27 protein-coding genes and 1 tRNA gene are annotated in these 25,262 nt (G+C 59.2%); 12 read left to right on the forward strand and 16 right to left on the reverse strand.

Annotation, left to right across the window (positions count from 1 at the left end):
• Positions 1-22 precede the first annotated feature (22 nt).
• The 7 genes from pth to ACA067_RS04055 all read right to left on the reverse strand — a co-directional run bounded on the left by pth (position 23) and on the right by ACA067_RS04055 (position 5,820).
• Positions 23-607, reverse strand: a complete 585-nt coding sequence (pth, locus tag ACA067_RS04025; protein WP_046030136.1) for an aminoacyl-tRNA hydrolase — start codon at positions 605-607, stop codon at positions 23-25.
• Positions 608-777: 170 nt separating this feature from the next.
• Positions 778-1,380, reverse strand: coding sequence for a 50S ribosomal protein L25/general stress protein Ctc (locus ACA067_RS04030; protein ID WP_497462727.1), 603 nt, complete (start codon positions 1,378-1,380; stop codon positions 778-780).
• A gap of 141 nt (positions 1,381-1,521) precedes the next feature.
• On the reverse strand, positions 1,522-2,463 hold the full coding sequence (locus ACA067_RS04035) for a ribose-phosphate pyrophosphokinase (RefSeq protein ID WP_003208392.1): 942 nt from the start codon (positions 2,461-2,463) through the stop codon (positions 1,522-1,524).
• A 45-nt stretch (positions 2,464-2,508) separates the two neighbouring features.
• Positions 2,509-2,583: transfer RNA gene (locus ACA067_RS04040), tRNA-Gln, on the reverse strand.
• Between the two features lie 36 nt (positions 2,584-2,619).
• Positions 2,620-3,471, reverse strand: coding sequence for a 4-(cytidine 5'-diphospho)-2-C-methyl-D-erythritol kinase (gene ispE / locus ACA067_RS04045; RefSeq protein WP_497460699.1), 852 nt, complete (start codon positions 3,469-3,471; stop codon positions 2,620-2,622).
• A gap of 2 nt (positions 3,472-3,473) precedes the next feature.
• Entirely contained in the window at positions 3,474-4,091 is a 618-nt protein-coding gene (gene lolB / locus ACA067_RS04050; RefSeq protein WP_497460700.1) for a lipoprotein insertase outer membrane protein LolB, read from the reverse strand.
• Positions 4,092-4,095: 4 nt separating this feature from the next.
• The gene (locus ACA067_RS04055) at positions 4,096-5,820 is read right to left on the reverse strand and encodes a tetratricopeptide repeat protein (RefSeq protein ID WP_497460701.1); all 1,725 of its coding nucleotides are present in this window, start codon (positions 5,818-5,820) and stop codon (positions 4,096-4,098) included.
• Positions 5,821-6,135: 315 nt separating this feature from the next.
• On the opposite strand from ACA067_RS04055, the gene hemA reads away from it, so the two are divergent.
• The 6 genes from hemA to ACA067_RS04085 all read left to right on the forward strand — a co-directional run bounded on the left by hemA (position 6,136) and on the right by ACA067_RS04085 (position 11,505).
• Entirely contained in the window at positions 6,136-7,425 is a 1,290-nt protein-coding gene (gene hemA / locus ACA067_RS04060; RefSeq protein WP_497460702.1) for a glutamyl-tRNA reductase, read from the forward strand.
• Positions 7,422-8,504: a peptide chain release factor 1 gene (gene prfA, locus ACA067_RS04065; protein WP_128873681.1), complete on the forward strand. Its 1,083-nt coding sequence runs from the start codon at positions 7,422-7,424 to the stop codon at positions 8,502-8,504. Before hemA ends, prfA begins: the two co-directional genes overlap by 4 nt.
• Positions 8,505-9,335, forward strand: coding sequence for a peptide chain release factor N(5)-glutamine methyltransferase (gene prmC, locus ACA067_RS04070; RefSeq protein ID WP_497460703.1), 831 nt, complete (start codon positions 8,505-8,507; stop codon positions 9,333-9,335).
• Positions 9,329-10,084: a molybdopterin-synthase adenylyltransferase MoeB gene (locus ACA067_RS04075; protein ID WP_497460704.1), complete on the forward strand. Its 756-nt coding sequence runs from the start codon at positions 9,329-9,331 to the stop codon at positions 10,082-10,084. The genes prmC and ACA067_RS04075 overlap by 7 nt, the downstream gene beginning before the upstream one ends.
• On the forward strand, positions 10,077-10,868 hold the full coding sequence (gene murI / locus ACA067_RS04080) for a glutamate racemase (RefSeq protein ID WP_497460705.1): 792 nt from the start codon (positions 10,077-10,079) through the stop codon (positions 10,866-10,868). The genes ACA067_RS04075 and murI overlap by 8 nt, the downstream gene beginning before the upstream one ends.
• 118 nt (positions 10,869-10,986) lie before the next feature.
• Positions 10,987-11,505 (forward strand): acyloxyacyl hydrolase, encoded by a 519-nt coding sequence (locus tag ACA067_RS04085; protein ID WP_497460706.1) that lies wholly within the window; start codon positions 10,987-10,989, stop codon positions 11,503-11,505.
• 139 nt (positions 11,506-11,644) lie between these two features.
• On the opposite strand, the gene ACA067_RS04090 is transcribed toward ACA067_RS04085, so the two are convergent.
• From ACA067_RS04090 to ACA067_RS04120, 7 genes are all read right to left on the reverse strand, one after another.
• Positions 11,645-11,950, reverse strand: a complete 306-nt coding sequence (locus ACA067_RS04090) for a YkgJ family cysteine cluster protein (protein WP_008153413.1) — start codon at positions 11,948-11,950, stop codon at positions 11,645-11,647.
• Positions 11,951-12,101: 151 nt separating this feature from the next.
• Complete coding sequence (locus ACA067_RS04095; RefSeq protein WP_497460707.1) at positions 12,102-13,349, reverse strand: NAD(P)/FAD-dependent oxidoreductase; 1,248 nt, start codon at positions 13,347-13,349, stop codon at positions 12,102-12,104.
• Positions 13,346-14,128, reverse strand: coding sequence for an SDR family NAD(P)-dependent oxidoreductase (locus ACA067_RS04100; RefSeq protein WP_497460708.1), 783 nt, complete (start codon positions 14,126-14,128; stop codon positions 13,346-13,348). The genes ACA067_RS04095 and ACA067_RS04100 overlap by 4 nt, the downstream gene beginning before the upstream one ends.
• 114 nt (positions 14,129-14,242) lie before the next feature.
• Positions 14,243-15,688, reverse strand: coding sequence for a deoxyribodipyrimidine photo-lyase (gene phrB / locus ACA067_RS04105; protein ID WP_497460709.1), 1,446 nt, complete (start codon positions 15,686-15,688; stop codon positions 14,243-14,245).
• Positions 15,689-15,709: 21 nt separating this feature from the next.
• Entirely contained in the window at positions 15,710-16,651 is a 942-nt protein-coding gene (locus tag ACA067_RS04110; protein WP_497460710.1) for a MerR family transcriptional regulator, read from the reverse strand.
• Complete coding sequence (locus ACA067_RS04115) at positions 16,651-17,610, reverse strand: YbgA family protein (protein ID WP_497460711.1); 960 nt, start codon at positions 17,608-17,610, stop codon at positions 16,651-16,653. Before ACA067_RS04115 ends, ACA067_RS04110 begins: the two co-directional genes overlap by 1 nt.
• Before the next feature lie 231 nt (positions 17,611-17,841).
• Complete coding sequence (locus tag ACA067_RS04120) at positions 17,842-18,828, reverse strand: NAD(P)/FAD-dependent oxidoreductase (RefSeq protein ID WP_497460712.1); 987 nt, start codon at positions 18,826-18,828, stop codon at positions 17,842-17,844.
• A gap of 196 nt (positions 18,829-19,024) precedes the next feature.
• Between ACA067_RS04120 and ACA067_RS04125 the strand changes: the two genes are divergently transcribed.
• Both ACA067_RS04125 and hemH read left to right on the forward strand, forming a co-directional pair.
• Positions 19,025-19,927, forward strand: coding sequence for a TIGR01777 family oxidoreductase (locus tag ACA067_RS04125; RefSeq protein ID WP_497460713.1), 903 nt, complete (start codon positions 19,025-19,027; stop codon positions 19,925-19,927).
• A gap of 13 nt (positions 19,928-19,940) precedes the next feature.
• Positions 19,941-20,963, forward strand: coding sequence for a ferrochelatase (gene hemH / locus ACA067_RS04130; protein ID WP_497460714.1), 1,023 nt, complete (start codon positions 19,941-19,943; stop codon positions 20,961-20,963).
• Positions 20,964-21,093: 130 nt separating this feature from the next.
• On the opposite strand, the gene ACA067_RS04135 is transcribed toward hemH, so the two are convergent.
• Both ACA067_RS04135 and upp read right to left on the reverse strand, forming a co-directional pair.
• A complete protein-coding gene (locus ACA067_RS04135) occupies positions 21,094-22,368 on the reverse strand; it encodes a uracil-xanthine permease family protein (RefSeq protein ID WP_497460715.1) in 1,275 nt (424 codons plus the stop codon).
• Between the two features lie 2 nt (positions 22,369-22,370).
• Positions 22,371-23,009: a uracil phosphoribosyltransferase gene (gene upp, locus ACA067_RS04140; RefSeq protein ID WP_497460716.1), complete on the reverse strand. Its 639-nt coding sequence runs from the start codon at positions 23,007-23,009 to the stop codon at positions 22,371-22,373.
• Positions 23,010-23,186: 177 nt separating this feature from the next.
• On the opposite strand from upp, the gene ACA067_RS04145 reads away from it, so the two are divergent.
• The 4 genes from ACA067_RS04145 (at position 23,187) to ACA067_RS04160 (ending at position 25,223) form a co-directional block, all read left to right on the forward strand.
• Positions 23,187-23,744: a hypoxanthine-guanine phosphoribosyltransferase gene (locus ACA067_RS04145; protein ID WP_064675926.1), complete on the forward strand. Its 558-nt coding sequence runs from the start codon at positions 23,187-23,189 to the stop codon at positions 23,742-23,744.
• 4 nt (positions 23,745-23,748) lie between these two features.
• The gene (locus ACA067_RS04150; protein ID WP_497460717.1) at positions 23,749-24,222 is read left to right on the forward strand and encodes a WbuC family cupin fold metalloprotein; all 474 of its coding nucleotides are present in this window, start codon (positions 23,749-23,751) and stop codon (positions 24,220-24,222) included.
• 165 nt (positions 24,223-24,387) lie between these two features.
• Positions 24,388-24,873: a hypothetical protein gene (locus ACA067_RS04155; RefSeq protein WP_497460718.1), complete on the forward strand. Its 486-nt coding sequence runs from the start codon at positions 24,388-24,390 to the stop codon at positions 24,871-24,873.
• A gap of 62 nt (positions 24,874-24,935) precedes the next feature.
• Positions 24,936-25,223, forward strand: coding sequence for a PA4642 family protein (locus ACA067_RS04160; RefSeq protein ID WP_497460719.1), 288 nt, complete (start codon positions 24,936-24,938; stop codon positions 25,221-25,223).
• Positions 25,224-25,262: the final 39 nt, after the last annotated feature.

Here is a 25,262-nt window from a genome sequence, read left to right on the forward strand (position 1 = left end):
GGTGTTTCCCCTCGGGTAAAAGTCAGGCCTTCTGGCTGTGCAGGTTTTTCATCGCGCGGTTCCATTCCCCGGCGAGGATATCCGGCAGCACGCCGAGGGCAAAGTCGATGCTGGCATCGAGTTTTTCCTGTTCGGCGCGTGGCGCACGACCCAGGACGAAATTTGAAACCATACTGGCAACGCCCGGGTGGCCAATGCCAAGCCGCAAGCGGTGAAAGGTATTCTGATTGCCCAGTTGCGCGATGATGTCGCGCAACCCGTTGTGACCGCCGTGGCCGCCGCCCTGTTTGAGCTTGGCAACGCCCGGAGGCAGGTCGAGTTCGTCGTGCGCCACGAGGATTTCTTCAGGCTTGATGCGGAAGAAACCAGCGAGTGCCGCTACGGCCTGGCCGCTGCGGTTCATGTACGTGGTGGGAATCAGCAGACGAACATCCTGACCCTGATGCGAATAGCGCCCGGTCAGGCCGAAATATTTGCGATCCGCCACAAGATTTACGCCTTGTGCGTTCGCGATGCGCTCAACAAAAAGGGCCCCTGCGTTATGCCGGGTCTGTTCGTATTCAGCGCCTGGATTTCCCAGGCCAACGATCAGTTTGATGGCGGTCACGATAGGGGCCCTTCCTTGGAGTGGTGGATAACATCGCCGCAATCGGTGTGTGCGGCGAAAGTGGACGACAAGTGCTCATTTACCATTATGTAAACTCCGCGTTCTCGCCCGCTTTCTCGCTACGTTCCAGTCCGCGATGTTACTTGATCACTCCGGCATCACAGAGTGAATTACTCTGCTGCGCCTTCTTCGGTAGCTTCTGGAGCAACACGTGGAGCGTGAACGTTGGCAACTGCCTTGTCGTCACCGTGTGCCAGAGCAACAAACTCAACGCCTTTAGGGGCTTTGAGGTCGGACAGGTGAATGATCGAGCCGATTTCGGCGTCAGCCAGGTCGACTTCGATGAATTCAGGCAGGTCTTTCGGCAGGCAGGTCACTTCGATTTCCGAAACAACGTGCGAAATTTCGCCGCCTTTCTTGATCGGAGCTTCTTCACCAACAAAGTGTACAGGCACGATAGCGGTCAGTTTCTGGCCAGCTACAACGCGTACGAAGTCGGCGTGCAGCACGTGGCCTTTGGCCGGGTGACGCTGCAGAGCTTTGATGATTACGTTTTGCTTGGTGCCGCCAACGTTCAGCTCGATGATGTGGCTGTAAGCCGCTTCGTTTTCGAGCAGTTTGGCAACTTCTTTAGCCAGCATGCTGATGGATTCAGGGGCTTTTTCGCCACCGTAAACTACAGCTGGTACCAGGCTTGCGAGACGACGCAGGCGGCGGCTCGCACCTTTCCCCAGGTCGGAACGCACTTCAGCATTCAGAGTAAAATCGTTCATGTTGTATCTCCAAAATAACCACATTCGCCCCAGCGTTTGCGACCAGCGCTAAAGGCGATATGGGCAAAAAAGCCCCGCCCCGACAGGAATGCCGGGGCGGGGCGCTTTTCGTCAACGAGATAGTCGAGAAGGGCAGCGCCCTTAACGGAACATCGCGCTGATCGATTCTTCATTGCTGATGCGGCGGACCGCTTCGGCAACCACCGGCGCGATATCCAGTTGACGGATACGCGAGCAGGCTTGAGCAGCAGCGGACAACGGGATGGTGTTAGTCACCACCAGTTCGTCCAGCATGGAATTTTCAATGTTTTCGATCGCCCGACCGGACAGCACAGGGTGTGTGCAGTAGGCGAAAACCTTGGCAGCGCCATGCTCTTTCAGGGCCTTGGCCGCGTGGCACAGGGTGCCGGCGGTATCGACCATGTCATCGACCAGAATACAGGTACGCCCTTCGACATCACCGATGATATGCATCACTTCAGAGTGATTGGCTTTCTCACGGCGTTTGTCGATGATCCCGAGATCCACACCCAGGGATTTGGCAACGGCACGTGCACGCACGACGCCGCCAATGTCCGGGGACACGATCATCAGGTTTTCGAAGCGCTGATCTTCAATGTCATCCACCAATACCGGGGAGCCGTAGATGTTATCTACCGGAATATCGAAGAAGCCCTGGATCTGGTCAGCATGCAGATCAACCGTGAGAACACGGTCGATGCCGACTACGGTAAGCATGTCAGCGACAACTTTCGCGCTGATAGCCACACGTGCGGAGCGCGGACGGCGATCCTGACGGGCATAACCAAAGTAAGGAATAACAGCAGTGATACGAGTAGCCGAGGAGCGGCGGAAGGCATCAGCCATCACTACCAGTTCCATCAGGTTATCGTTGGTCGGAGCGCAAGTCGGCTGAATAATGAAGACATCTTTACCGCGGACGTTTTCATTGATCTCGGCAGTAATTTCGCCGTCGGAGAACTTACCGACAGAGATGTCACCGAGAGGGATATGCAGCTGACGTACGACACGCCGAGCCAGATCGGGGTTAGCATTCCCCGTAAAGACCATCATCTTGGACACGCGCAGTACCTAGAGGCTGAGGGTAACCTGGATGAGTATAGAAAATGGCAGGGGCGGCTGGATTCGAACCAACGCATGGCAGGATCAAAACCTGCTGCCTTACCGCTTGGCGACGCCCCTGTATCTGTTGCAACGAGTACCCAGTACTCGGTTCCTTTAGAGCAGACCTTGCAGCTTGCGATGCAACATCGAAACGTTGCTTCCTTTTGCTACAAACCCTGTAAGGGTCTCTGTAAGAAGGGCCGAGACTTTATCAGCTTCAGCTTTGCTTGGGAAGCCCCCAAACACACAACTTCCAGTTCCGGTGAGTTTTGCTTCGGTAAATTTACCTAACAAATTCAAAGCGTTACGTACATCTGGATAACGCCTTGCTACCACCGGTAAGCAGTCATTTCGACTGTTTCCCTTGGGAACGGGGCGCACTTTAATGGGAGAAGAGTTACGTGTCAACAACGGATCTGAAAAAATTTCTGCTGTACTTACAGATACTTGCGGCACAAGCACGACATACCACGGTTCTTCGGGGTCTACAGGGGTCAGTTTCTCCCCCACGCCTTCGGCAAAAGCCGCGTGGCCACGCACGAAAACCGGGACATCGGCGCCCAGCGTCAAGCCCAGCACGGCCAGTCGATCCTCATCCCAATCCAGTTGCCAGAGATGATTCAAACCGAGCAAAGTCGTCGCGGCATTGGAGCTGCCGCCACCGATTCCACCGCCCATGGGCAGGATTTTTTCGATCCAGATGTCGATACCGAGCGAACAGCCGGATTGCGCTTGAAGTTTTTTTGCCGCCCGAACGATCAGATTACTGTCGTGCGGTACACCGTCGAATTCGGTGTGCAAACGAATTACGCCATCGTCGCGCACGGCAAAGGTGATTTCATCGCCGTAATCGAGAAACTGAAAAATGGTCTGCAGTTCGTGGTAACCGTCTTCACGGCGACCAAGGATGTGCAGCATCAGATTGAGTTTGGCCGGGGAGGGCAGCGTCAAGCGAGGAGCGGTCATGGTCATTGCCCCAGTTTGCGAGGTTGCCATTCCTTGATCACCAACGTGACGTCAAGGTCGGTGCCATGCAGTTTGATGCGCTCGGGCAGCCAATAACCGTTTTGCTCGGCGTAACTGAGGTACTCCACCTGCCAGCCATCCTGTTCGAGATTGGCCAGACGGCTGTCGGTGTCCAGGGTCAGGCGACTTTTGCTGTCCGGGGCCGGAAGCCCGCGCACCCACCAGGCCAGATTGGACACCGGCAACTTCCAGCCGAGCTGTTCTTCAACCAGCGCTTCGGGTGTCGTTGCGTCATAGCGGCCCTGATTGGCAACTTCCAGCGAGACTTTGCCAGGGCGCCCGGTCAAGCGAGCTGCACCGCGCCCCAGGGGGCCGGAAAGGCGGATGTCGTAATAATCCTGCCGCTGGAGCCAGAACAGCGTGCCGCTGCCTGAATCTTTTGGTGCGCGGATGCCGATCTTGCCGTTGATCTGCCAGCCATCAAGGCCAGTGAGCTGCTGTTTGTACTCGCGCCATTGGGCCGGGTTGCCTTGACCCTGGACCGATTCGCGGGCACCGAAGCCCGCGCAACCGGCGAGCAGGGCGATGAAGGTGAAAACGATGATGTGGCGTATGAACATAAATTTAAAGAGTCTCTGATCCGGTCAGGCGCTTGATGGTGCTGCGCAGGATAGGGCTGTCGGGCTGTTCCTTGAGGAACTTGCCCCAGATTTGCCTGGCTTCGCGTTGCTTGCCGTTGGCCCACAGGACCTCGCCCAGGTGAGCGGCGACTTCCTGGTCGGGGAAGCGCTCCAGCGCCAGGCGCAAGTAACGTTCGGCCTCATCGAGATTGCCCAGGCGGTAATTCACCCAGCCGAGGCTGTCGAGTACTGCCGGATCTTCCGGATTGATCTGGTGCGCCTGTTCGATCAAGGCCTTGGCTTCGGCGTAACGCGTTGTACGGTCGGACAGGGTATAACCGAGGGCGTTCAGTGCCATCGCATTGTCCGGGTCGCGCTTGATGATCAGCCGCAGGTCTTTTTCCATCTGCGCCAGGTCATTGCGTTTTTCCGCCTGCATGGCACGGGTGTACAGCAGATTCAAGTCGTCCGGGTATTTCTCCAAGGCTTGCTGCAAGACTTTCCAGGCCTTGTCCCCCTGTTTGTTGGCGGCCAGGGTTTCGGCTTCGATCAAATACAACTGAATGACGTAATCGGGCTGTTCATCGCGCTCTGCCGCCAAACGGCGTTGGGCTTCGGCGGTCTTGCCGTTATTGATCAGGATATCGGTCAGGCGCAATTGTGCCGGCAGGTAATCGTTACCGGGTTTGACCTGGGCGTACTCGATCAGTGCACCTTGGGGGTCGTTGCGCTCTTCAGCGATACGGCCGAGATTCAAGTGAGCCGAATCGACATGGCTGTCCCGGGCGATCAGGTCTTCCAGATAACCCTTGGCCTCGTCCCAGGCCTTGGCTTCCAGGCACACCAGTGCCAGCGAATAACGCAGTTCGTCGTCTTCCGGGTACTGCTGAACCAGGCTCGAGAACTCGACTTTGGCCTCGTCCATGCGGTCCTGTTCAACCAGCATGCGCGCGTAAGTCAGGCGCAGGCGTTTGTCGTCCGGGTACTGCTTGATGCTTTTTTTCAGCAGCGGCAAGGCTTCATCGCCACGATCGAGCGATTGCAGCAGGCGTGCGCGCAGCAGGATCGGGGCAATTTCTCCTTCGTCCGGCGGATTGTCTTCCAGCAGGCCCAGCGCGCCCTTGGCGTCACCGTCCTGTTGCAACAGCAAGGCCTTGCCGAAAATCAGCTGGCTGTTGTTCGGGTGGCGCTGCAACAGACGGTCGAAGCTTTTCATCAAGCCGTTGCGCGTGTCCTGATCGGTATCGGCCGCGGACAGGGCGAGGAAGTCGAAATGCGTGTCGCCCTTGCCTTGCAGGACTTTCTCCATGTAGTGCATCGAATCGTCATAACGCCCGGCGCGAGCCAGCTGCACTGCGGCGGCCCGTTGCGCCTCGAGGTCGTCCGGGGCGTTTTTCGCCCAGATCAGCGCGGTGTCCAGCGCGGCCTGATCGGCGCCCAGATACTCGGCGATACGAAATGCCCGCTCGGAAATGCCCGGATCCTGGGTGTTGATCGCCTGGGTCACGTAGTTGTCCAGGGCAATGTCGAAGCGATTGCGCTGGCCAGCCAGTTCGGCGCTCAACAGGCTGAAGACGGTATCTTCGCTGAATGAGCTGTATACCTTGGGCTTTTCAGGGGCTGGAGTGCTGTCTTCGACCGGCGGCGTACCGTCCGGCGAAACGGGTGCCAAAGCCTGGCAGCCGCTGAGGAAGACAAGAGCGAGGAGCAACGCGGAGGATCTATTCATATAGGAAGAGGACGACTAACCTGCGGTCGGATCATCATGACACAAGCCTTCGGCCAAACATAACCGACCCGCCATTTTCCCGTGATCACCCTGTAGGAGCTGCCGAAGGCTGCGATCTTTTGATCTTGTTTGTAAAAATCACAGTCAAAAGATCGCAGCCTTCGGCAGCTCCTACACAGAAGCTCGTTGCCTGTGTAAATAAGAACCGCTCGCACGCTTGGGTATCGTCTACCAGGGCGATAGAGATCGAGTAGTTGTTCTGGCTCTGTCGAAGTAGGACAATTGCCGGCTTCACGTCACCATCAGCGACCTTGAATGGCCTTCCTTGCACTCGGTATCAACCACAAGACTGCTTCAGTAGACGTCCGCGAGCGCGTGGCCTTTACCCCTGAGCAGCTGGTGGAGGCCTTGCAGCAGCTCTGCCGACTCACCGACAGCCGCGAAGCTGCGATCCTCTCCACCTGCAATCGCAGTGAGCTCTATATAGAACAGGATCACCTTTCGGCTGACATCGTGTTGCGCTGGCTGGCCGATTATCACCATTTGAGCCTTGAAGAGCTGCGCGCGAGCGCTTATGTGCACGAAGATGATGCGGCAGTTCGTCACATGATGCGGGTGGCCTCCGGGCTCGATTCGCTGGTGTTGGGCGAACCGCAGATTCTCGGTCAGATGAAATCGGCCTACGCCGTGGCCCGCGAAGCCGGCACCATCGGTCCGTTGCTCGGGCGGCTGTTCCAGGCCACGTTCAATGCGGCCAAGCAAGTGCGCACCGACACCGCCATCGGTGAGAACCCGGTGTCCGTGGCGTTTGCCGCGGTCAGCCTGGCCAAACAGATTTTCAGCGACTTGCAACGCAGCCAGGCCTTGCTGATTGGCGCCGGCGAGACCATTACCCTGGTCGCCCGCCATCTGCATGAGTTGGGTGTGAAGCGCATTGTGGTCGCCAACCGGACGCTGGAGCGCGCGAGCATCCTGGCCGAGCAGTTCGGCGCCCACGCCGTGTTGCTCTCGGATATCCCGGCCGAACTGGTGCGCAGCGACATCGTCATCAGTTCCACGGCCAGCCAGTTGCCGATCCTGGGCAAGGGTGCGGTAGAAAGTGCCCTGAAGTTACGCAAGCACAAGCCGATCTTCATGGTGGATATCGCCGTGCCGCGGGATATCGAGCCGGAAGTCGGCGAACTGGACGACGTTTACCTGTATAGCGTCGACGATCTCCACGAAGTGGTCGCCGAAAACCTCAAGAGCCGTCAGGGTGCAGCCCAGGCGGCAGAGGAGATGGTTTCGGTCGGTGCCGAAGACTTCATGGTCCGCCTGCGCGAACTGGCGGCAGTGGATGTGCTCAAGGCTTATCGTCAACAAAGCGAGCGCCTGCGCGACGAAGAATTGCTCAAGGCCCAGCGCATGCTGGCCAATGGCAGCAGCGCCGAAGACGTGTTGGTGCAACTGGCACGCGGCCTGACCAATAAACTCTTGCACGCCCCAAGCGTGCAATTGAAAAAGCTCTCTGCCGAAGGTCGCCTCGATGCGCTGGCCATGGCCCAGGAACTCTTTGCCCTCGGTGAGGGCTCATCGGATAGCTTTTCGGATAAGAAACCGCAATGAAAGCGTCACTGCTCAATAAGCTGGACATCCTCCAGGACCGTTTCGAGGAATTGACTGCCTTGCTTGGCGATGGCGAGGTCATTTCCGATCAGGCCAAATTCCGCACCTATTCCAAGGAATATGCGGAAATCGAGCCGATTGTCGAAGCCTATAAACAGTTGCTCAAAGTGCAAGGCGACCTCGAAGGCGCCCAGGCACTGCTCAAGGACAGCGACCCGGACATGCGCGAAATGGCCGTGGAAGAAGTCCGCGAAACCAAAGAGCAACTGATCGAAATCGAAGCCAGCCTGCAACGCATGCTGCTGCCCAAGGATCCGAACGACGGCCGTAACGTGTTCCTCGAAATCCGCGCCGGCACCGGCGGTGACGAAGCGGCGATTTTCTCCGGCGACCTGTTCCGCATGTATTCGCGTTACGCCGAACGGCGTGGCTGGCGGGTAGAAATTCTCTCCGAGAACATCGGCGAACACGGCGGCTTTAAAGAAGTCATCGCCCGGGTCGAAGGCGACAACGTCTATGGCAAGTTGAAATTCGAATCCGGTGCACACCGCGTGCAGCGGGTTCCGGCCACTGAATCCCAGGGGCGTATCCACACCTCGGCTTGCACCGTGGCGGTATTGCCCGAACCGGACGAGCAGGAAGCGATCGAGATCAACCCGTCCGATTTGCGGATTGATACCTACAAGTCCTCCGGTGCCGGCGGTCAGCACGTCAACAAGACCGATTCGGCGATCCGCATCACGCACTTGCCGTCCGGCATCGTCGTCGAGTGCCAGGAAGAACGTTCCCAGCACAAGAACCGCGCACGGGCGATGTCCTGGTTGTCGGCCAAGCTCAACGACCAGCAAACCAGCGCCGCCGCCAATGCCATTGCCAGCGAGCGCAAATTGCTGGTGGGTTCGGGAGATCGTTCCGAGCGGATCCGCACCTACAACTTTGCCCAGGGCCGGGTGACTGACCATCGGGTCAACCTGACGCTGTACTCTCTTGACGAAATCCTCGCGGGTGGCGTCGATGCGGTGATCGAGCCGTTGCTGGCCGAATACCAGGCCGACCAATTGGCGGCCATAGGTGAGTAAATGACGATCATTGCCAGTTTGTTGCGCGCCGCCGATTTGCCCGACTCGCCCACGGCGCGTCTGGATGCCGAATTGCTGCTGGCAGCGGCTTTGGGTAAATCCCGCAGTTTCCTGCACACCTGGCCGGAGCGCATCGTCCCGAGCGATGCCGCATTGACGTTTGCCGGTTTTTTGCAGCGTCGTCGTGGCGGAGAACCGGTGGCGTACATTCTTGGCCAGCAAGGTTTCTGGAAACTCGATCTGGAAGTGGCGCCGCACACGCTGATCCCGCGCCCGGACACCGAGCTGCTGGTGGAAGCCGCGCTGGAATTGCTGCCGGCGACCCCTGCCAGTGTGCTCGATCTGGGCACCGGCAGCGGCGCCATTGCCCTGGCCCTGGCCAGCGAGCGTCCGGCGTGGAAGGTCACGGCCGTGGATCGCGTGCTCGAAGCCGTGGCCCTGGCCGAGCGCAATCGTCAGCGTCTGCACCTGAACAACGCCACGGTACTGAGCAGTCATTGGTTCAGCGCGCTGCAAGGTCAGCGCTTTCAAATGATCATCAGCAACCCGCCCTACATCGCGTCCACCGATCCGCATCTGGTCGAGGGCGACGTCCGCTTCGAACCGGCCAGTGCCCTGGTGGCCGGTGTCGACGGGCTCGACGATCTGCGTCTGATCGTCGCCCAGGCGCCGGATTATCTTGAGGCGGGTGGCTGGCTGATGCTCGAACATGGTTATGATCAAGCCAGCGCAGTACGCGATTTGCTGCTGCTCCACGGCTTTGAACACGTCCACAGCCGCACCGATCTGGGCGGTCACGAACGCATCAGTCTGGGGCGCCTGCCATGCTGAATGATCAGGAATTGTTGCGCTATAGCCGGCAGATTCTGTTGCAACACGTCGATATCGATGGTCAGTTGCGACTCAAGGAAAGCCGCGTGTTGATCATCGGTCTTGGTGGTCTTGGCTCACCGGTGGCACTGTACCTGGCCGCCGCCGGGGTCGGTGAACTGCATCTGGCCGACTTCGACAGCGTCGACCTGACCAACCTGCAACGCCAGATCATCCATGACACGGATAGCGTCGGGGTCAGCAAGGTCGACTCGGCCATCCGCCGTCTAGGCGCGATCAATCCCGAGATTCAGTTGATTGCCCATCGCGCGGCGCTGGACGAAGACTCCCTGGCCGCCGCCGTGGGCGCAGTGGATCTGGTGTTGGACTGTTCGGATAATTTTTCTACCCGTGAAGCGGTCAACGCCGCCTGTGTTGCTGCGCGCAAGCCGTTGGTCAGCGGCGCGGCGATTCGCCTCGAAGGGCAATTGTCGGTGTTCGACCCTCGGCGTCCGGACAGTCCGTGTTACCACTGTTTATACGGGCACGGCAGCGAAGCCGAACTGACGTGCAGTGAAGCCGGCGTGGTCGGGCCTCTGGTTGGGCTGGTGGGCAGCCTCCAGGCGCTGGAAGCCATGAAACTGTTGGTGGGTTTCGGCGAGCCGCTGGTGGGGCGTCTGTTGTTGATCGATGCCTTGGGCACGCGTTTCCGTGAGCTGCGGGTCAAGCGTGATCCGGGTTGCAGCGTCTGTGGTACCGCCCATGCGTGAAGCGCCAATCGGCGTGTTCGACTCCGGCGTCGGTGGGCTTTCGGTGCTGGCCGAGATCCAGCGTTTACTGCCCAATGAGTCACTGCTATACGTTGCCGATTGCGGCAATGTTCCCTATGGCGAAAAAACGCCGGAGTTCATCCGGCACCGTTGCAGTGTAATGGCCGAATTTTTTCAGCAGCAGGGTGCCAAGGCCCTGGTGCTGGCGTGCAACACGGCCACGGTCGCCGGTGTTGCGGATTTGCGGCGCGATTATCCCCAGTGGCCGATTGTCGGTATGGAGCCGGCGGTCAAACCCGCCGCCGCGGCTACCCGCAGTGGCGTGGTCGGTGTCCTGGCCACCACCGGCACGTTGCAGAGTGCCAAATTTGCCGCGTTACTCGATCGCTTCGCCACGGACGTGCGGGTGATCACTCAACCGTGTCCCGGGCTGGTGGAGTTGATTGAAAACGGTGATCTGCACAGTCCTGCCCTGCGTGAGTTGCTGGCCAGGTATGTCGGGCCGCTGCTTGCCGCGGGTTGCGACACGATAATTCTCGGCTGCACGCATTACCCCTTCCTAAAGCCATTGCTAAAGCAGATGATCCCTGAGGACATCAGCTTGATCGACACCGGCGCCGCGGTGGCACGGCAACTACAGCGTCTGTTGACCGAGCGCGAATTGCTGGCCGATGGGGCTGCGCGTGCTGCGCAATTCTGGACGAGTGCCGATCCGGAGCATTTCAGAAATATCTTGCCGATACTGTGGAATACCTCGGGGGTTGTGCAAAGCTTCAACCAGTAGATAAATCTTGGGGAAAACGAGTAATTGGGTGAACTTCTGATTAAACGTCGACTTCTATAGTTCTATCGAGAGATACAAAAAAAACCACACGATACTCGTTCGGAAAAGGATGTTTCTAATGAAGCGACTATTCTGCTTGGCCGCGATTGCGGCCGCACTAATGGGGCACAGTTTTACCGCTCAGGCGGCAGGCGTAGAGTTCGCGCTCGGCCAGACCAGCGAGTCGACCATGACCTATCGGCTGGGCATGCAATTCGATTGGGACAAGAGCTGGCTGCAAAGTGACGTCGGTCGTTTGACCGGTTACTGGAGTGGCGCCTACACCTATTGGGAAGGCGACAAGAGTTCCAGCAACCACAGCCTGTCGTTCTCGCCGGTGCTGGTTTACGAGTTTGCCGGACAGAACGTCAAGCCTTACGTGGAGTTGGGCGTTGGCGTAGCGGCATTCGCCAATACCGAAGTCGAAAACAACCAGCTCGGCAGTGCGTTCCAGTTTGAAGACCGGTTCGGCTTTGGCCTGCGCTTTGCGGGCGGACATGAAGTCGGGATTCGTGCGACGCACTACTCCAATGCCGGGATCAGCAGTCCGAACAACGGTGTGGAAAGCTACGCGCTGCATTACACGATGCCGTTGTAACCCTCGGTTAATGTGGGAGCGGGCTTGCTCGCGAAAGCGGTGTGCCATTCAGCATTTCTGTCGACTGATACACCGCTTTCGCGAGCAAGTCGAATCGTCGCACCGCCGCTCCCACACTGGATCTTCGGTGATGTTGAATTCAGCGATACGCCGTGGTTATCCCCTGGCGCTCATCGATGCATTCCGGAGCCCCCATCTCGAACTCCCGGCAGATCAACGGGCGTTTTTCGTAGATGGTGCACATCATGGTGTTGCGATCCAGCGCGGCGCACCAGCCGTCATCCAGACGCAGCATGACTTCCCCACCCCAATCATCGGTATCGATAAACCGCTCGGGCACACCGGTGTCGGTGATCAGCATGACTTCTAGCTGGCAGCAGCACGCTGCGCAGGTCGAGCAAGTGACCGCCGGTTCGGCGATTTGCGTGTGGGGGATGGTCTTCATGGGGCGCAGTGTAAGGCAGCGCGGCGGTGCTGTGTGAAAGGCCTGACGGACGCTTGGCTGCATAGGCGTACAGCAGGCTGATCCACTAACGGTATTCGCCAGGCTTGGGTCCACCGCAGCAGGGCTGTTCAGCTGCAGAAAGCGGGCGCTGTCACAAGGCTTCCCCGAACGAGCGGGCAACACGCAACGCGCTGATCACGCCGTCTTCGTGGGACCCACTGACCCAATAGGCGCCGCAAAAGTATGTGTGGTGCGCACCGTTCAATTCTTCCCAGCGCTCCTGGGCGGCGACGGCCGTCAGGCTGAATTGCGGGTGGGCATACGTGTATTGGGCGAGCACCTTGAACGGGCTGATGCCGGCACTTTGATTGAGGCTGACACAGAACGTCGTGTCGCTCTGGATGCCCTGGAGAATATTCATATCGTAGGTGACCGCCGCCCGTGTATGGCCGGGGCCGCCGAGGCGATAGTTACAACCGGCCCAGGCAAGCTTTTGCTCCGGCAGCACACGCGTGTCGGTGTGCAGCACCACTTCATTGTCAGCGTAGGGCAGGGCACCAAGGATCGACTGTTCGGCGTCGCTCGGCCTGGCCAGCAGTTTCAGTGCCTGATCGCTGTGACACGCGAACACCACTTTATCGAATCGCTCGCTGCCGCCGGCGCTGTGGATAATCACGCCATCTCCATCGCGTTCGACTCGATTGACCGGATCATTAAGCCTGATCTTCTGTTTAAAGCTCGCCGTCAACGGTGCGATATAGGCGTTCGAACCCCCTTCGATCACGCACCATTGCCGGCGATTGCCAGGGGACAGCAGACCATGATTGTTGAAGAACCTGACGAAGATTCGCATGGGAAAACCCAGGATGTCCGCCATGGACATCGACCAGATCGCGGCCCCCATCGGCACGATGTAATGCAGGATGAACCGCTCGCCGTAGGCGCCCGCTTTCAAATAGTCATCCAGCGTGGTGTCTGCCGCGATTCGTCCTTCAACCAGGTCGCGCTGTGCCGCTTTATTGAAGCGCACGATGTCCCGCAGCATGCCCCAGAACCCCGGTGACAACAGATTGCGACGCTGGGCAAACAGGCTGTTGAGGGTGTTGCCGTTGTACCCGAGGCCAGTGTCCGGGTCGGTGACAGAGAAACTCATTGGCGTCGGCTTGAAAGCCACGCCAAGTTGACCCAACAGGCGAATGAAATTCGGATAGGCCCAGTCGTTGAACGCCATGAAACCGGTGTCCACCGAGTAGCTTCGGCCATCGACTGTCACGTTTACGGTATGGGTATGACCGCCGACCCGGTCGCTGGCCTCGAACAGGCTGATTTCGTGGCTGCGATTGAGCAGGTAAGCGCTGGTCAGCCCCGAAATGCCGCTGCCGATGATGGCGATGTTCACGGCTGATCCTTGATCGGCGGCTGGCTCCCTATCATCCGTTTACCGATCGCCAGTTTTCCGCTGTCGGGCATTTTCGACAGCGGCCAGAGTGCAGCCATGAACAGCGCAGGCAGGGCGATCTCCGGGGGGCGGTGCTTGAGTTCGTCGAAGATATGCCGAGCGGCTTTATCCACGGGCCAGGAAAGGGCGGGCGGCACGTCGTTGTTCGCTGCCGGCGGTGTGTCGACGAAGCCTGGGCTGACTATGGTGACTTCGATGCCGTCCGGGGCCAGATCGATGCGCAACGACTCGAACAAGTAACGCAGGCCGGCTTTTGAAGTGCCGTAGGCTTCGGCCCGGGGCAGCGGCAAGTAAGTTGCCGCACTGGCCATGCCCACCAGATGCGGCGCAGTGCCGGCCCGCAGCAAGGGCACGGCAGCTTCGATGCAATAACTGCTGGCGAGCAGGTTGGTGCGTACGACGTGCTCAATGATTGAAGCATCCAACTGCCTGGCGTCGACATATTCGCACGTGCCGGCATTGAGGATCACCGAATCCAGCGACCCCCAGTCCTCGGCAATCTGCTCGCCGATTTCACGCACGGTCTGGCTGTTGGTCAGGTCACCGGCCACTACCATCACCTGCCCTGGATAGCGCCTGGACAAGACTTTCAATGGTGCTGCCGACCGTGAACTGACCGCCAGGTGGGCGCCGGTTTTCAGTATTTCTTCGGCCAGCGCCGCGCCAATACCGTTGCTGGCGCCGGTCAGCCAATAGCGTCGTGGAAGTGAAAAGCTCATCCCATGCTCCTTTTCAGCCAGCCACATGGCCGGCCCAATACGGGTAGATGTTCATGAAACAGTTCCCCGGCATCGAAGGAATCCCGGTGGCAATAAATCCTGTCGCGCAGGAGATCACTCATCCCCACCCCCTGCGTTCTGTCGCGACGGTAGCTGCCTGAACGCGGCCAGTGCTCGCATGCGGGACGTGCTCAGATTGACGATGGGGGGCGGATAGTCCACAACACCCGGCAGCCCGCCGAGGTTTGCCGGGTTGTGCACGTCTTTTGGGTTCAAATCGGCCAGTTCTGGCAGCCAGTGCTTGATGAATACGCCCTCGGCGTCAAATTTTACCGACTGGCTCAACGGGTTGAAAATCCGGAAATAGGGGGCCGAATCGGTGCCGGTGGACGAACTCCACTGCCAGCCACCGTTGTTTGCCGCAAGGTCACCATCGATGAGGTGGCGCATGAAAAAGCGTTCGCCTTCGCGCCAGTCGATCAGCAGGTTCTTGGTCAGAAACATCGCCACTACCATACGCAGACGATTGTGCATCCAGCCGGTTTCAAGCAATTGGCGCATGGCCGCATCGATGATTGGCAGGCCGGTGCGGGCTTGCTGCCAGGCCAGGAGTTCTTCAGGAGCATCGCGCCAGGCCAGGGCCTCGGTTTCGGGGCGGAAAGCGCGGTGACGGGAGACCCGTGGGTAGCCCACCAGAATGTGTTTATAAAACTCGCGCCACAACAATTCGTTGATCCAGGTGACGGCGCCCGCCTTGCCGCTGTCGAACTCGCCCTGATTGCTGTGCAGGGCCGCATGCAGGCATTGCCGAGGAGATATCACGCCGGCAGCGAGATAGGCCGAAAGCTGACTGGTGCCCGGTTTGGCCGGGAAGTCCCGCTCGCTTTGGTAGTAGTCGATCTGTGCGTCGGTGAAGGTGTTGAGGCGGCGCCGGGCTTCGCGTTCACCGGCCGGCCAGAGGGCGCGCAAGCTGTCGCCGGGCGTTTCGAAGCCCGCGATGCTTGCGGGGATCTTGTCCGGTTTGAGGTTGAATGAAGCTTGCACCCTTGGCGCGTTCACCAGACTCGGCAGCGCATGCAGCAGGCGTTCATGGCAAACCTTGCGGAATTGACTGAAAACCTGGAAATAAGTGCCGGTCCTGGTCAGGACGCTCCCGGGTTTGAACAACAGCTGGTCGAGATAGCTGTGAAACTCGATACCCTTGGCCTTCAGCGCGTCGGCCACCGCCAGATCCCTGCGGGTTTCATGAATGCCGTATTCCTCGTTGACGTGTACCGCATCAATCGCCAACTGCCGACAGAGATCGAGCAAAACACTCGAAGCGTCATTCCAGCGTGGCGCATGGCGGATCAGCAAGGGAATGTTCAGTTCGTTCAGCGCCCGGCTTAATTCGCTCAGGTTGCGTAGCCAGAAATCCACTTTGCACGGCGCATCGTCGTGTTCCAGCCATTGTTCCGGGCTCAGCAGAAACACCGCCACGCTCGGCCCCCGCGCGGCGGCGGCCGAGAGGGCGGTGTTGTCATGTAGGCGCAAGTCGCTGCGCAGCCAGATCAATTGCATGGTGGTGTCCATTGATAACAATTAAATGAGCCCGCGCTGGACCAGATCCTGGTGAGCCGATAACGGATCTTCGGCCAGGAACACGTCAGCAATCTCGTTGGCTCTTGCAGACAACTCGGCATGGTGGATGCACACCGTCGGTCCGGCAATTAGTTTTGGGCAACTGACGCTATTCAAAAGTTTCGTCAGCTGCGAAAGGTTCATGGCTTTGCTGGAATACAGCAGTACGCCGCGTGCTTTCAGGTGATCGACCGCCAGCGCGAGTTCGCCGGCGGGGAGTGGCCAGTCGAACACCTCCACCGGGCAATCGGCGCTGCTGACCAACCAGGCGGTGAGCCACAGGTGAGGTTCCAGCATCAGGTCCGAGTGATTGATCAACAGCAGCGGCGCACTGCGCAACTGACGGTTGTTATGGTAGATGCGTGCACCGAATTTGCTGCGTAGCCAGGATAAGAAAAACACCCGCTCCATCTGTGCGCCGAACTGGCCTTGCCAGCGTTGTTCCAGTGCCGCCAGCAATGGCATCAGCAGTTGCTCGCACACAATTCGCGGTGGATACAGCGCCATGGCCTGGTTGACGGTGTCATCGAGTGTGCGTTCGCTCAATTGAGTCACTGCGTGCAGCAGTGTGTGGCGCAGCACATGCCAATCGTTTTCGACCGATTCGGTCAAGGCTTGTGGGGTGTCGAGCAGTTGCTTGACCTGGCTGACGGCAACGCCGCGATCGAGCCAGGTAAGAATCGTCAGGATGCGTTGAACATGTTCGGCGCGGAACAGCCGATGACCCTTGGGCGTTCGTTGAGGCACGATCAGGCCATAACGCCGTTCCCAGGCGCGCAAGGTCACGGCGTTGACGCCGGTCTGGCGGGCCACCTCACGAATGGGCAGCCAGCCTTCATCGAGGGCCGTTGCGAAGTCGGCGCCCACGTCTGCGCTGGCGCTGGTGTCGAGTGGGGTTTTCATCAGATCGCGTTTCGCAGGCTGAGATTTTCCGGATGCGGTTGCAGGTAAACCTGCTGCGCGATGTACGGATCCGGATGCTGGCGAAAATAATGTTTGAGCAGGGTCAGCGGTACCACCAGCGGCACGATGCCTTGGCGGTACTGGCTGATGACGTGCTGCACTTCCTGCTTGTCTTGCGCGCTGATCGCCTGTTTCAGGTAACCACTGATGTGCTGCAGGACATTGGTGTGGGTGCGGCGCGTGGCGCATTTCTTCAAGGCGGCCATCAGTTCGCTGAAATAGCGTGGACCCAGTTCGCCGGGATCGCTGCGGCCCATGTTGCCCAGCAGATTGCCCAGGATTTTGTAGTGCACCGGGTTGTGGGCCATCAGCAGGTATTTGTAGCGCGAGTGAAAGTCTGTGAGGCCGCGGCGGGTCAGGCCTGCTTGTAGCAACTGCTGCCAGGCGCTGTAGGCGAATACGCGGGTCAGGAAGTTTTCCCGCAACACCGGATCGTTGAGTCGACCGTCTTCTTCCACAGGCAAATCCGGATGCAGGGCGCAAAAAGCCTGGGCGTAGATGCCGCGACCACCGCCGTCCACTGGCGCCCCGTTGGAGTGGTAGACCTTGACCCGTTCCAGTCCGCATGACGGGGATCTCTGCATAAAGATGTAGCCGCAGATATCGCTGAGCTCGGCCGCCATTTTCTGGCCATATTCAGCCAGTGGCCGAGTGACGTTGATAGCGGGATCGACTGTGCCGATGGCGTCGGGCTGTTCGGGGCTGCCGACCAGACGGATAGGTTGACGCGGGATGCCGAGGCCGATGGCAACTTCCGGACACACCGGGACGAAATCGAAGTAGTCAGTGAGGGTGCGACTGCACAGCCGCGATTGCTTGTGCCCGCCGTTGAAGCGCACCTCGGCACCCATCAGGCAGGCGCTGATGGCGATTTTCGGTTTAACGGTGGGGTGGGGCATCGGGGCACCTCGAATCCAGGCCTGTACAGAGTTTCTGTTCTGTACAACATTACTTGATCATAGATTCAAAGGTGTACAAGTCAAATTGTTTGTACAGCTTTTCCGCGCTATACGCCAATCCCCCTACGGCCACGTTCCCCCTGTAGGAGCTGCCGCAGGCTGCGATCTTTTGATCTTGTTTGGGGGCCGCTGAAGAGATCAAGATCAAAAGATCGCAGCCTGCGGCAGCTCCTACTGTAGATGTGCATGTAAGCGCCTGGCGGCTTCCTGACCGCTGAGCCAGGCACCTTCGACACGCCCGGACAGGCACCAGTCGCCGCACACATAGAGACCCAGATCGGCATCGGCCAGCACACCCCATTCATGGCTGCTGGCGGGTCGGGCGTAGAGCCAGCGATGGGCAAGGCTGAAGGTTGGAGGGGGCATGGCGTCGTGCAGCAGTTCAGCGAACGCACCATGCAACTGCTCGATCACCGCTTCCTTGGACAGGTCGATATGCTGCCGGCTCCAGGCACTGGTGGCATGCAGGACCCAGGTGTCCAGGGTGTTGTCGCGTCCGGGTTTGCTACGGTTGCGGGCCAGCCAGTCGAGCGGGCTGTCCTGCACGAAGCAGCCTTCCATGGGCGTATCCAGCGGCGTTTCGAACGCCAGTGCGACCGCCCAGGTCGGGTCCATTTTCACCCCGGCGGCAGCCCCGGCGAGCTTCGGCGCGGAGGCCAGTAGCGCGGTGGCCTGCGGCGCCGGCGTGGCGATCACCACATGGCCGAACGGGCCGTGGGTGAAGCCTTCGGCATCCTGTAGATGCCAGTGCTCCTCGCCGCGATAGACTTCGGTGATCCGACAGGCGAACTGCACTTCCAGATCGCCAAGCAGGCCGCGGGTGATGGCGCTCATGCGTGGCGTGCCGACCCAGCGGGTCTGTTCGTCCGGCGACAGGTTGAGTTGACCGCCGTGGTAGGTGTAGAGCTGGGGCGTCCACTCGGCGACCCAGCCGTTGGCTTGCCAGCGCTGGACCTCCGTGACGAATCGGCGATCGCGAGCAGTGAAATACTGCGCGCCCATGTCCAGGGCGCCCGCATCACTGCGCTTGCTCGACATGCGTCCGCCACTGCCGCGGCTTTTATCGAAAAGTTGAACGACATGCCCGGCCTCCGTAAGGGCCTGAGCGGCTGAAAGTCCGGCGATGCCGGTGCCGATGATTGCGATAGGTACAGTCATAGGGGCCTCGTTTACCTTTCTGTACAGACTACGCCGGGGTTTAAACCTGTACAATATTGTTTTTTGGTATAACTTTTAGCGTTCTCGTTCTGAGAGCTTGGCCTATTGTTAAACACAGAGCCTGCCCGATACCAAAGATCCCTGCTTATAAAAATAGACTAGTGATCAGGGTAAAACGCCACGCGAGGAAGAAGTCATGCACATATTGCTGACCGGCGGTACTGGTTTGATAGGACGTCAACTATGCCGACACTGGTTGAGTCAGGGCCATCGTTTGACTGTGTTGAGTCGCACGCCGGAAAAAGTCGCAAAAATTTGCGGGGCACAGGTGCGCGGCGTCGCACTGTTCGAAGACCTCGGGCAAGAAACCGTCGATGCCATTATCAATCTGGCGGGTGCACCGATTGCCGACCGACCATGGACCACCAAACGCAAAGCGCTGCTCTGGAGCAGCCGGATCACGCTGACCGAAACCCTGCTGGCCTGGCTCGAAAGCCGCGAGCAGAAACCGCAGGTATTGATCTCGGGCTCCGCCATTGGCTGGTATGGCGACGGTGGTGAACGGGAATTGACCGAGGAATCGCCCCCAGTCATCGATGATTTCGCCAGTCAGTTGTGCATAGCCTGGGAGGAGACCGCGCAGCGTGCCGAAGCCTTGGGCATTCGCGTGATCCTTATTCGTACCGGGCTGGTGCTGTCGGCCGAGGGCGGCTTTTTGTCGCGGCTGCTGCTACCGTTCAAACTGGGGCTGGGCGGGCCGATCGGCAACGGTCGACAGTGGATGCCGTGGATCCATATCAACGATCAAATCGCCCTGATTGATTTTCTTCTGCATCAGAAAGACGCCAGCGGTCCTTATAATGCCTGCGCGCCCCAGCCGGTGCGCAATCGCGAGTTTGCCAAGGCGCTGGGCAGCGTGTTGCATCGCCCGACGTTCATGCCGATGCCGGCCCTGGCTTTAAAAGTGTGTCTGGGCGAGTTGTCATTGCTGTTGCTGGGCGGCCAGAAGGCCGTACCGGCTCGCTTGCTGCAAGCGGGATTCACCTTCCGGTTCACTGAGTTGCGCGCGGCTCTGGACGATCTGTCCAGCCGCCTCTGAAATAGGACGTTGCATGACCGATCACGCATTGCTTCTGGTCAACCTGGGTTCTCCTGCCTCCACCTCGGTGGCAGATGTGCGCAGTTACCTCAATCAATTTCTGATGGACCCTTATGTGATCGACTTGCCATGGCCGGTGCGACGGTTGCTGGTATCGCTGATCCTGTTCAAGCGCCCGGAGCAATCGGCCCACGCCTATGCCTCGATCTGGTGGGAGGAAGGCTCGCCGCTGGTGGTGCTCAGCCGTCGCCTGCAACAGGCCATGACCGCGCAATGGACCCACGGCCCGGTGGAACTGGCGATGCGCTACGGCGAGCCGTCGATCGAGTCGACGCTGGTGCGCATGGCGGGGCAGGGGGTCAAACGCATTACCTTGGCGCCTCTGTACCCGCAGTTCGCCGACAGCACGGTGACCACGGTGATCGAAGAAGCCAAACGGGTCGTGCGTGAGCACAACCTCGATGTGCAGTTCTCGATTCTTCAGCCGTTCTACGACCAGCCGGAATACCTTGACGCGCTGGTAGCCAGTGCCAAGCCGCATTTGCAGCAGGATTTCGATCACTTGTTGTTGAGCTTCCATGGCTTGCCCGAGCGGCACTTGAAGAAACTCAACCCCGGCCACAGTTTTGAGGGCGGCGGCGATTGCTGCGCCGGTGCGCCACCGGAAGTGGTTGCGACCTGTTATCGCGGTCAGTGCCTGCGTACTGCATCCGAGTTTGCCAAGCGTATGGGGTTGCCGGACGGCAAGTGGTCAGTGTCGTTCCAGTCGCGGCTGGGCCGGGCCAAGTGGATCGAACCCTACACCGAGGCGCGCCTCGATGAGTTGGCGGGAATGGGCGTGAAGAAGGTGCTGGTGATGTGCCCGGCGTTTGTCGCCGATTGTATTGAGACGCTGGAAGAGATTGGTGATCGCGGGAAGGAACAATTTCGCGAGGCGGGGGGAGAGGAGTTGGTGCTGGTGCCGTGCCTGAATGATGATCCGCAGTGGGCGCGGGCGTTGAGCACCTTGTGCGAGCGAGCGCCGTTGGCCCTGTAAAAGCATCGCGAGCAAGCTCGCTCCCACAGTGGATTTTCTGTGAACACACTATTTGTGAGCACTACAGATCAAATGTGGGAGCGAGCTTGCTCGCGATAGCTATCCAACTGACTGCAAATTTCTCAAGCCATTACAGTAACGACTCACCCGCCTTCTTGCGCTTCCAGCTGTCATTACCCGGCAGTAACAAATTCAGCGCAATCGCCGTCACCGCGCACAGCGCAATGCCTTTGAGGCCGAAGTCGTCCGGGCCAGTGCCGGTGCCGACCAGCACGCCGCCAATCCCGAATACCAGGGTCACCGAGACAATCACCAGGTTGCGCGCCTCGCCCAAGTCGATTTTATGGCGAATCAGCGTGTTCATCCCCACCGCCGCGATCGAGCCAAACAACAGGCACAGAATCCCGCCCATCACGGGCACCGGGATGCTTTGCAGCAGCGCACCGAATTTGCCGACGAACGCCAGGCTGATGGCGAAGATCGCCGCCCAGGTCATGATTTTCGGGTTGTAGTTCTTGGTCAGCATCACCGCGCCCGTCACTTCGGCGTACGTGGTGTTGGGCGGACCACCGAACAGGCCGGCTGCGGTAGTTGCAATCCCGTCACCGAGCAGGGTGCGGTGCAAGCCAGGTTTTTTCAGGTAATCGCGACCGGTCACGCTACCGACCGCGATAACGCCGCCGATATGCTCGATGGCCGGGGCCAGGGCCACCGGCACGATGAACAGAATGGCCTGCCAGTTGAATTCCGGCGCGGTGAAGTGCGGAATCGCAAACCACGGGGCTGCGGCGATCTTCGCGGTATCGACTACACCGAAATAAAACGCCATCGCGAAGCCCACCAGCACGCCGGAGATAATCGGCACCAGGCGAAAAATGCCTTTGCCAAACACCGCGACGATCAGGGTGGTCAGCAACGCCGGCATCGAGATCAACATCGCCGTCTGGTAATGAATCAGCTCGGTGCCGTCGTCCGCCTTGCCCATCGCCATGTTCGCGGCAATAGGCGCCATGGCCAGGCCGATGGAGATGATGACCGGGCCAATCACCACCGGTGGCAGCAAGCGGTCGATGAAACCTGTGCCTTTGATTTTTACGGCCAGGCCGAGGAAGGTGTAGACGAAACCTGCCGCCATCACACCGCCCATGGTCGCCGCGAGGCCGAATTGGCCCTTGGCGAGAATGATCGGGGTGATAAAGGCAAAGCTCGACGCCAGGAACACGGGCACCTGACGCCCGGTGACGATCTGAAACAGAATCGTCCCCAGGCCTGCCGTGAACAGCGCCACGTTCGGATCGAGACCGGTAATCAGCGGCATCAACACCAGCGCACCGAACGCCACGAACAGCATCTGCGCACCCGACAGCACCGTGCGCCAGAGCGGATCGTTGAACTCATCCTGCATGGTCACGCGTCCTTCTGCTTGGTACCGAAGATCTTGTCACCGGCGTCGCCCAGGCCTGGGATGATGTAACCGTGTTCATTCAATTTTTCATCAATGGAGGCGGTGTAGATGGTCACGTCCGGGTGAGCCTTCTCCACGGCGGCGATGCCTTCCGGCGCAGCGACCAGCACCATGGCGCGGATGTCGCGGCAACCGGCCTTCTTCAGCAGGTCGATGGTGGCGACCATGGAGCTGCCGGTGGCAAGCATCGGGTCGATGATCATCGCCAGGCGTTCGTTGATTTCCGGAACCAGCTTTTCCAGGTAGGTATGAGCCTGCAGGGTTTGTTCGTTGCGGGCCACGCCCACGGCGCTGACTTTGGCGCCCGGGATCAGGCTGAGCACGCCTTCGAGCATGCCGATACCGGCGCGCAGGATCGGCACCACGGTAATTTTCTTGCCGGCGATTTTCTCGACCGTCACAGTGCCGGCCCAACCTTCGATATCGTAGGTTTCCAGCGGCAGGTCTTTGGTGGCTTCGTAGGTCAGCAGAGCACCGACTTCCTGAGCGAGCTCACGGAAATTCTTGGTGCTGATGTCGGCGCGGCGCATAAGGCCGAGTTTATGACGGATCAGCGGATGGCGGATCTCGAGGATGGGCATGGGAAAGGCTCCGGCGGCGGGCAAAAAAACCGGCCTAGATTAATCTATCCGAGGGTGTTGTCCTATAGACATAGAGTACGTTAGTCCACAAACGCTTGATCTGGCCGTGCGGGATGCGTACCTTTGCCCGCTTTTCCTCACTTAGTCCCCCCCGTTACCACCCCCCAGGAGAGCGCCATGTCCGCTGATCTCGAGCATATCCGTCAAATCATGCGAGAGGCTGACTGCCTGTACACCGAAGCTGAAGTCGAGGCGGCCATCGCCCGCGTCGGTGCACACATCAACGACCAGCTGGCCGAAAGCAATCCGGTGGTGTTCTGCGTGATGAACGGCGGGCTGATCTTCGCCGGCAAGCTGCTCACCCATTTGCAATTCCCGCTGGAGGCGTCCTACCTGCACGCCACCCGATATCGCAACGAAACCAGCGGCGGCGACCTGTTCTGGAAAGCCAAGCCGGAAGTCTCGTTCATCGATCGTGACGTGCTGATCATTGACGACATCCTCGACGAAGGGCACACCCTGGGGGCGATCATCGACTTCTGCAAACACGCCGGCGCGCGCAAAGTGCACACCGCCGTGCTGATCGACAAAGACCACGACCGCAAGGCCCGCCCGGACCTGAAAGCCGATTTCGTCGGCCTGCCGTGCATCGACCGCTACATCTTCGGTTACGGCATGGACTACAAAGGCTACTGGCGTAACGCCAACGGGATTTTCGCTGTCAAAGGAATGTAAGCACATGACCACGCCGAGCTTTCTTGATCAAACCCTGTTCACTGAATTGGCCGAGAAAGCGGCGGCTAATCCTCGCGGGCGTCAGCATCACAACTTCCATCAGATGGAAGATGCCTGTCACCGCATGGCAGTAGGGTTGCAGCCGAACACCTACATCCCGCCTCACCGCCACCTGGGCGATAACAAGGCCGAAACCTTGCTGGTCCTCAAGGGGCGGCTTGGCCTGTTGATTTTCGACGAGTCCGGCTTGGTGGTGAGCAAGCGAGTCCTGCAGGCCGGTAGCGACTGTGTCGGCGTGGACCTGCCAACGGGTGTGTTCCATGGCCTGGTGGTGCTGGAAGCTGACAGCCTGATGTTCGAGTGCAAGGCCGGCCCTTATCGCCCCGTAGGTGAAGGTGAGCTTGCTCACTGGGCGCCGCGTGAAGGTGAGCCGGGGGTTGCCGAGTATCAGGCGTGGATGCGCGCGCAGTTCGATTGAGATTAAAGCAAGATCAAAAGATCGCAGCCTGCGGCAGCTCCTACAGAATCCGCGTTCAACGCAAAAATTGCGTAATGGCGCGGTCCCTGTAGGAGCTGCCGCAGGCTGCGATCTTTTGCTTTTAATCCCGTGCTAGAGTGCCCGGCCTCGACTTCGGAGCCTGTCATGAGCCTATTGATCCGCAGCTGCGCCGCCTTGTTGCTGACCCTCAGTTTGCCCCTGGCCGCCGCACCGGCGCCGATGCACGCGCAGTTCCTGCCTTCGGACGACCTGACCCTGCGTGACGCGGCTCCCGAGCAGCAACAACTGCTGCAGGTCACCGAATACGCCGTGGTGGTGGGCAGCCAACGCCAGTCCAACCAACAGCCGATCCCGGTCACTTCACCCTTGCTGATCCGCCTCAAGGGCAAACCCTTGAACAAGGGCGCGACCATCAATCAGGTGCTGGTCAACTTCGATGGCGAAAGCAAAAGCCTGAAAAAGCCGGTCTACGACGACAAGAGCAAAACCCTGACGCTGTTTTACCCGATGGCCCAGTACCGGGTGGTGATCGATCTTTTGCGCAACGATACGGTGTATTGCCAGTTCCTCAGCTACGCCAATGGCCATGTCTGGGCCGATCTGCACACCGGTAGCGTTCGTCCGCGTTGAGCCTGGCCGCAAGTGAGGGGTAAACTGCCCGCCCGTGAAATGTCTGCGAGCTGGAGTCGGCAATGCGTAAAGATAAGAAGCAAGTGATTGGTGACGAGATCGGCGATGCGCAGATCAAACTGTTCCTCGATTTTGAGCCGGTCGACGCCACTTCGCCGTCGCTGCACAAGTTGATCAAGGCTTATCGCGGTTTGCGCATCGATGATTTCGAGCGTTTTCTGACGTTTTTCGTCGAGGCCGGTCTGGATCTGGACGGCAAGGATGAGCACGGTAATGACTTCGTTGCTTTGATCAAGGATCAGCGCAATGCGGCTGAGTACATCGAGTTGATCGAAAAAGCTCGCGCTTAAGATTTTAAGCAACATAAAAAAACGCCCCGCTCCTACAGG

The sequence above is a fragment of the Pseudomonas sp. LBUM1674 genome (assembly GCF_059695635.1).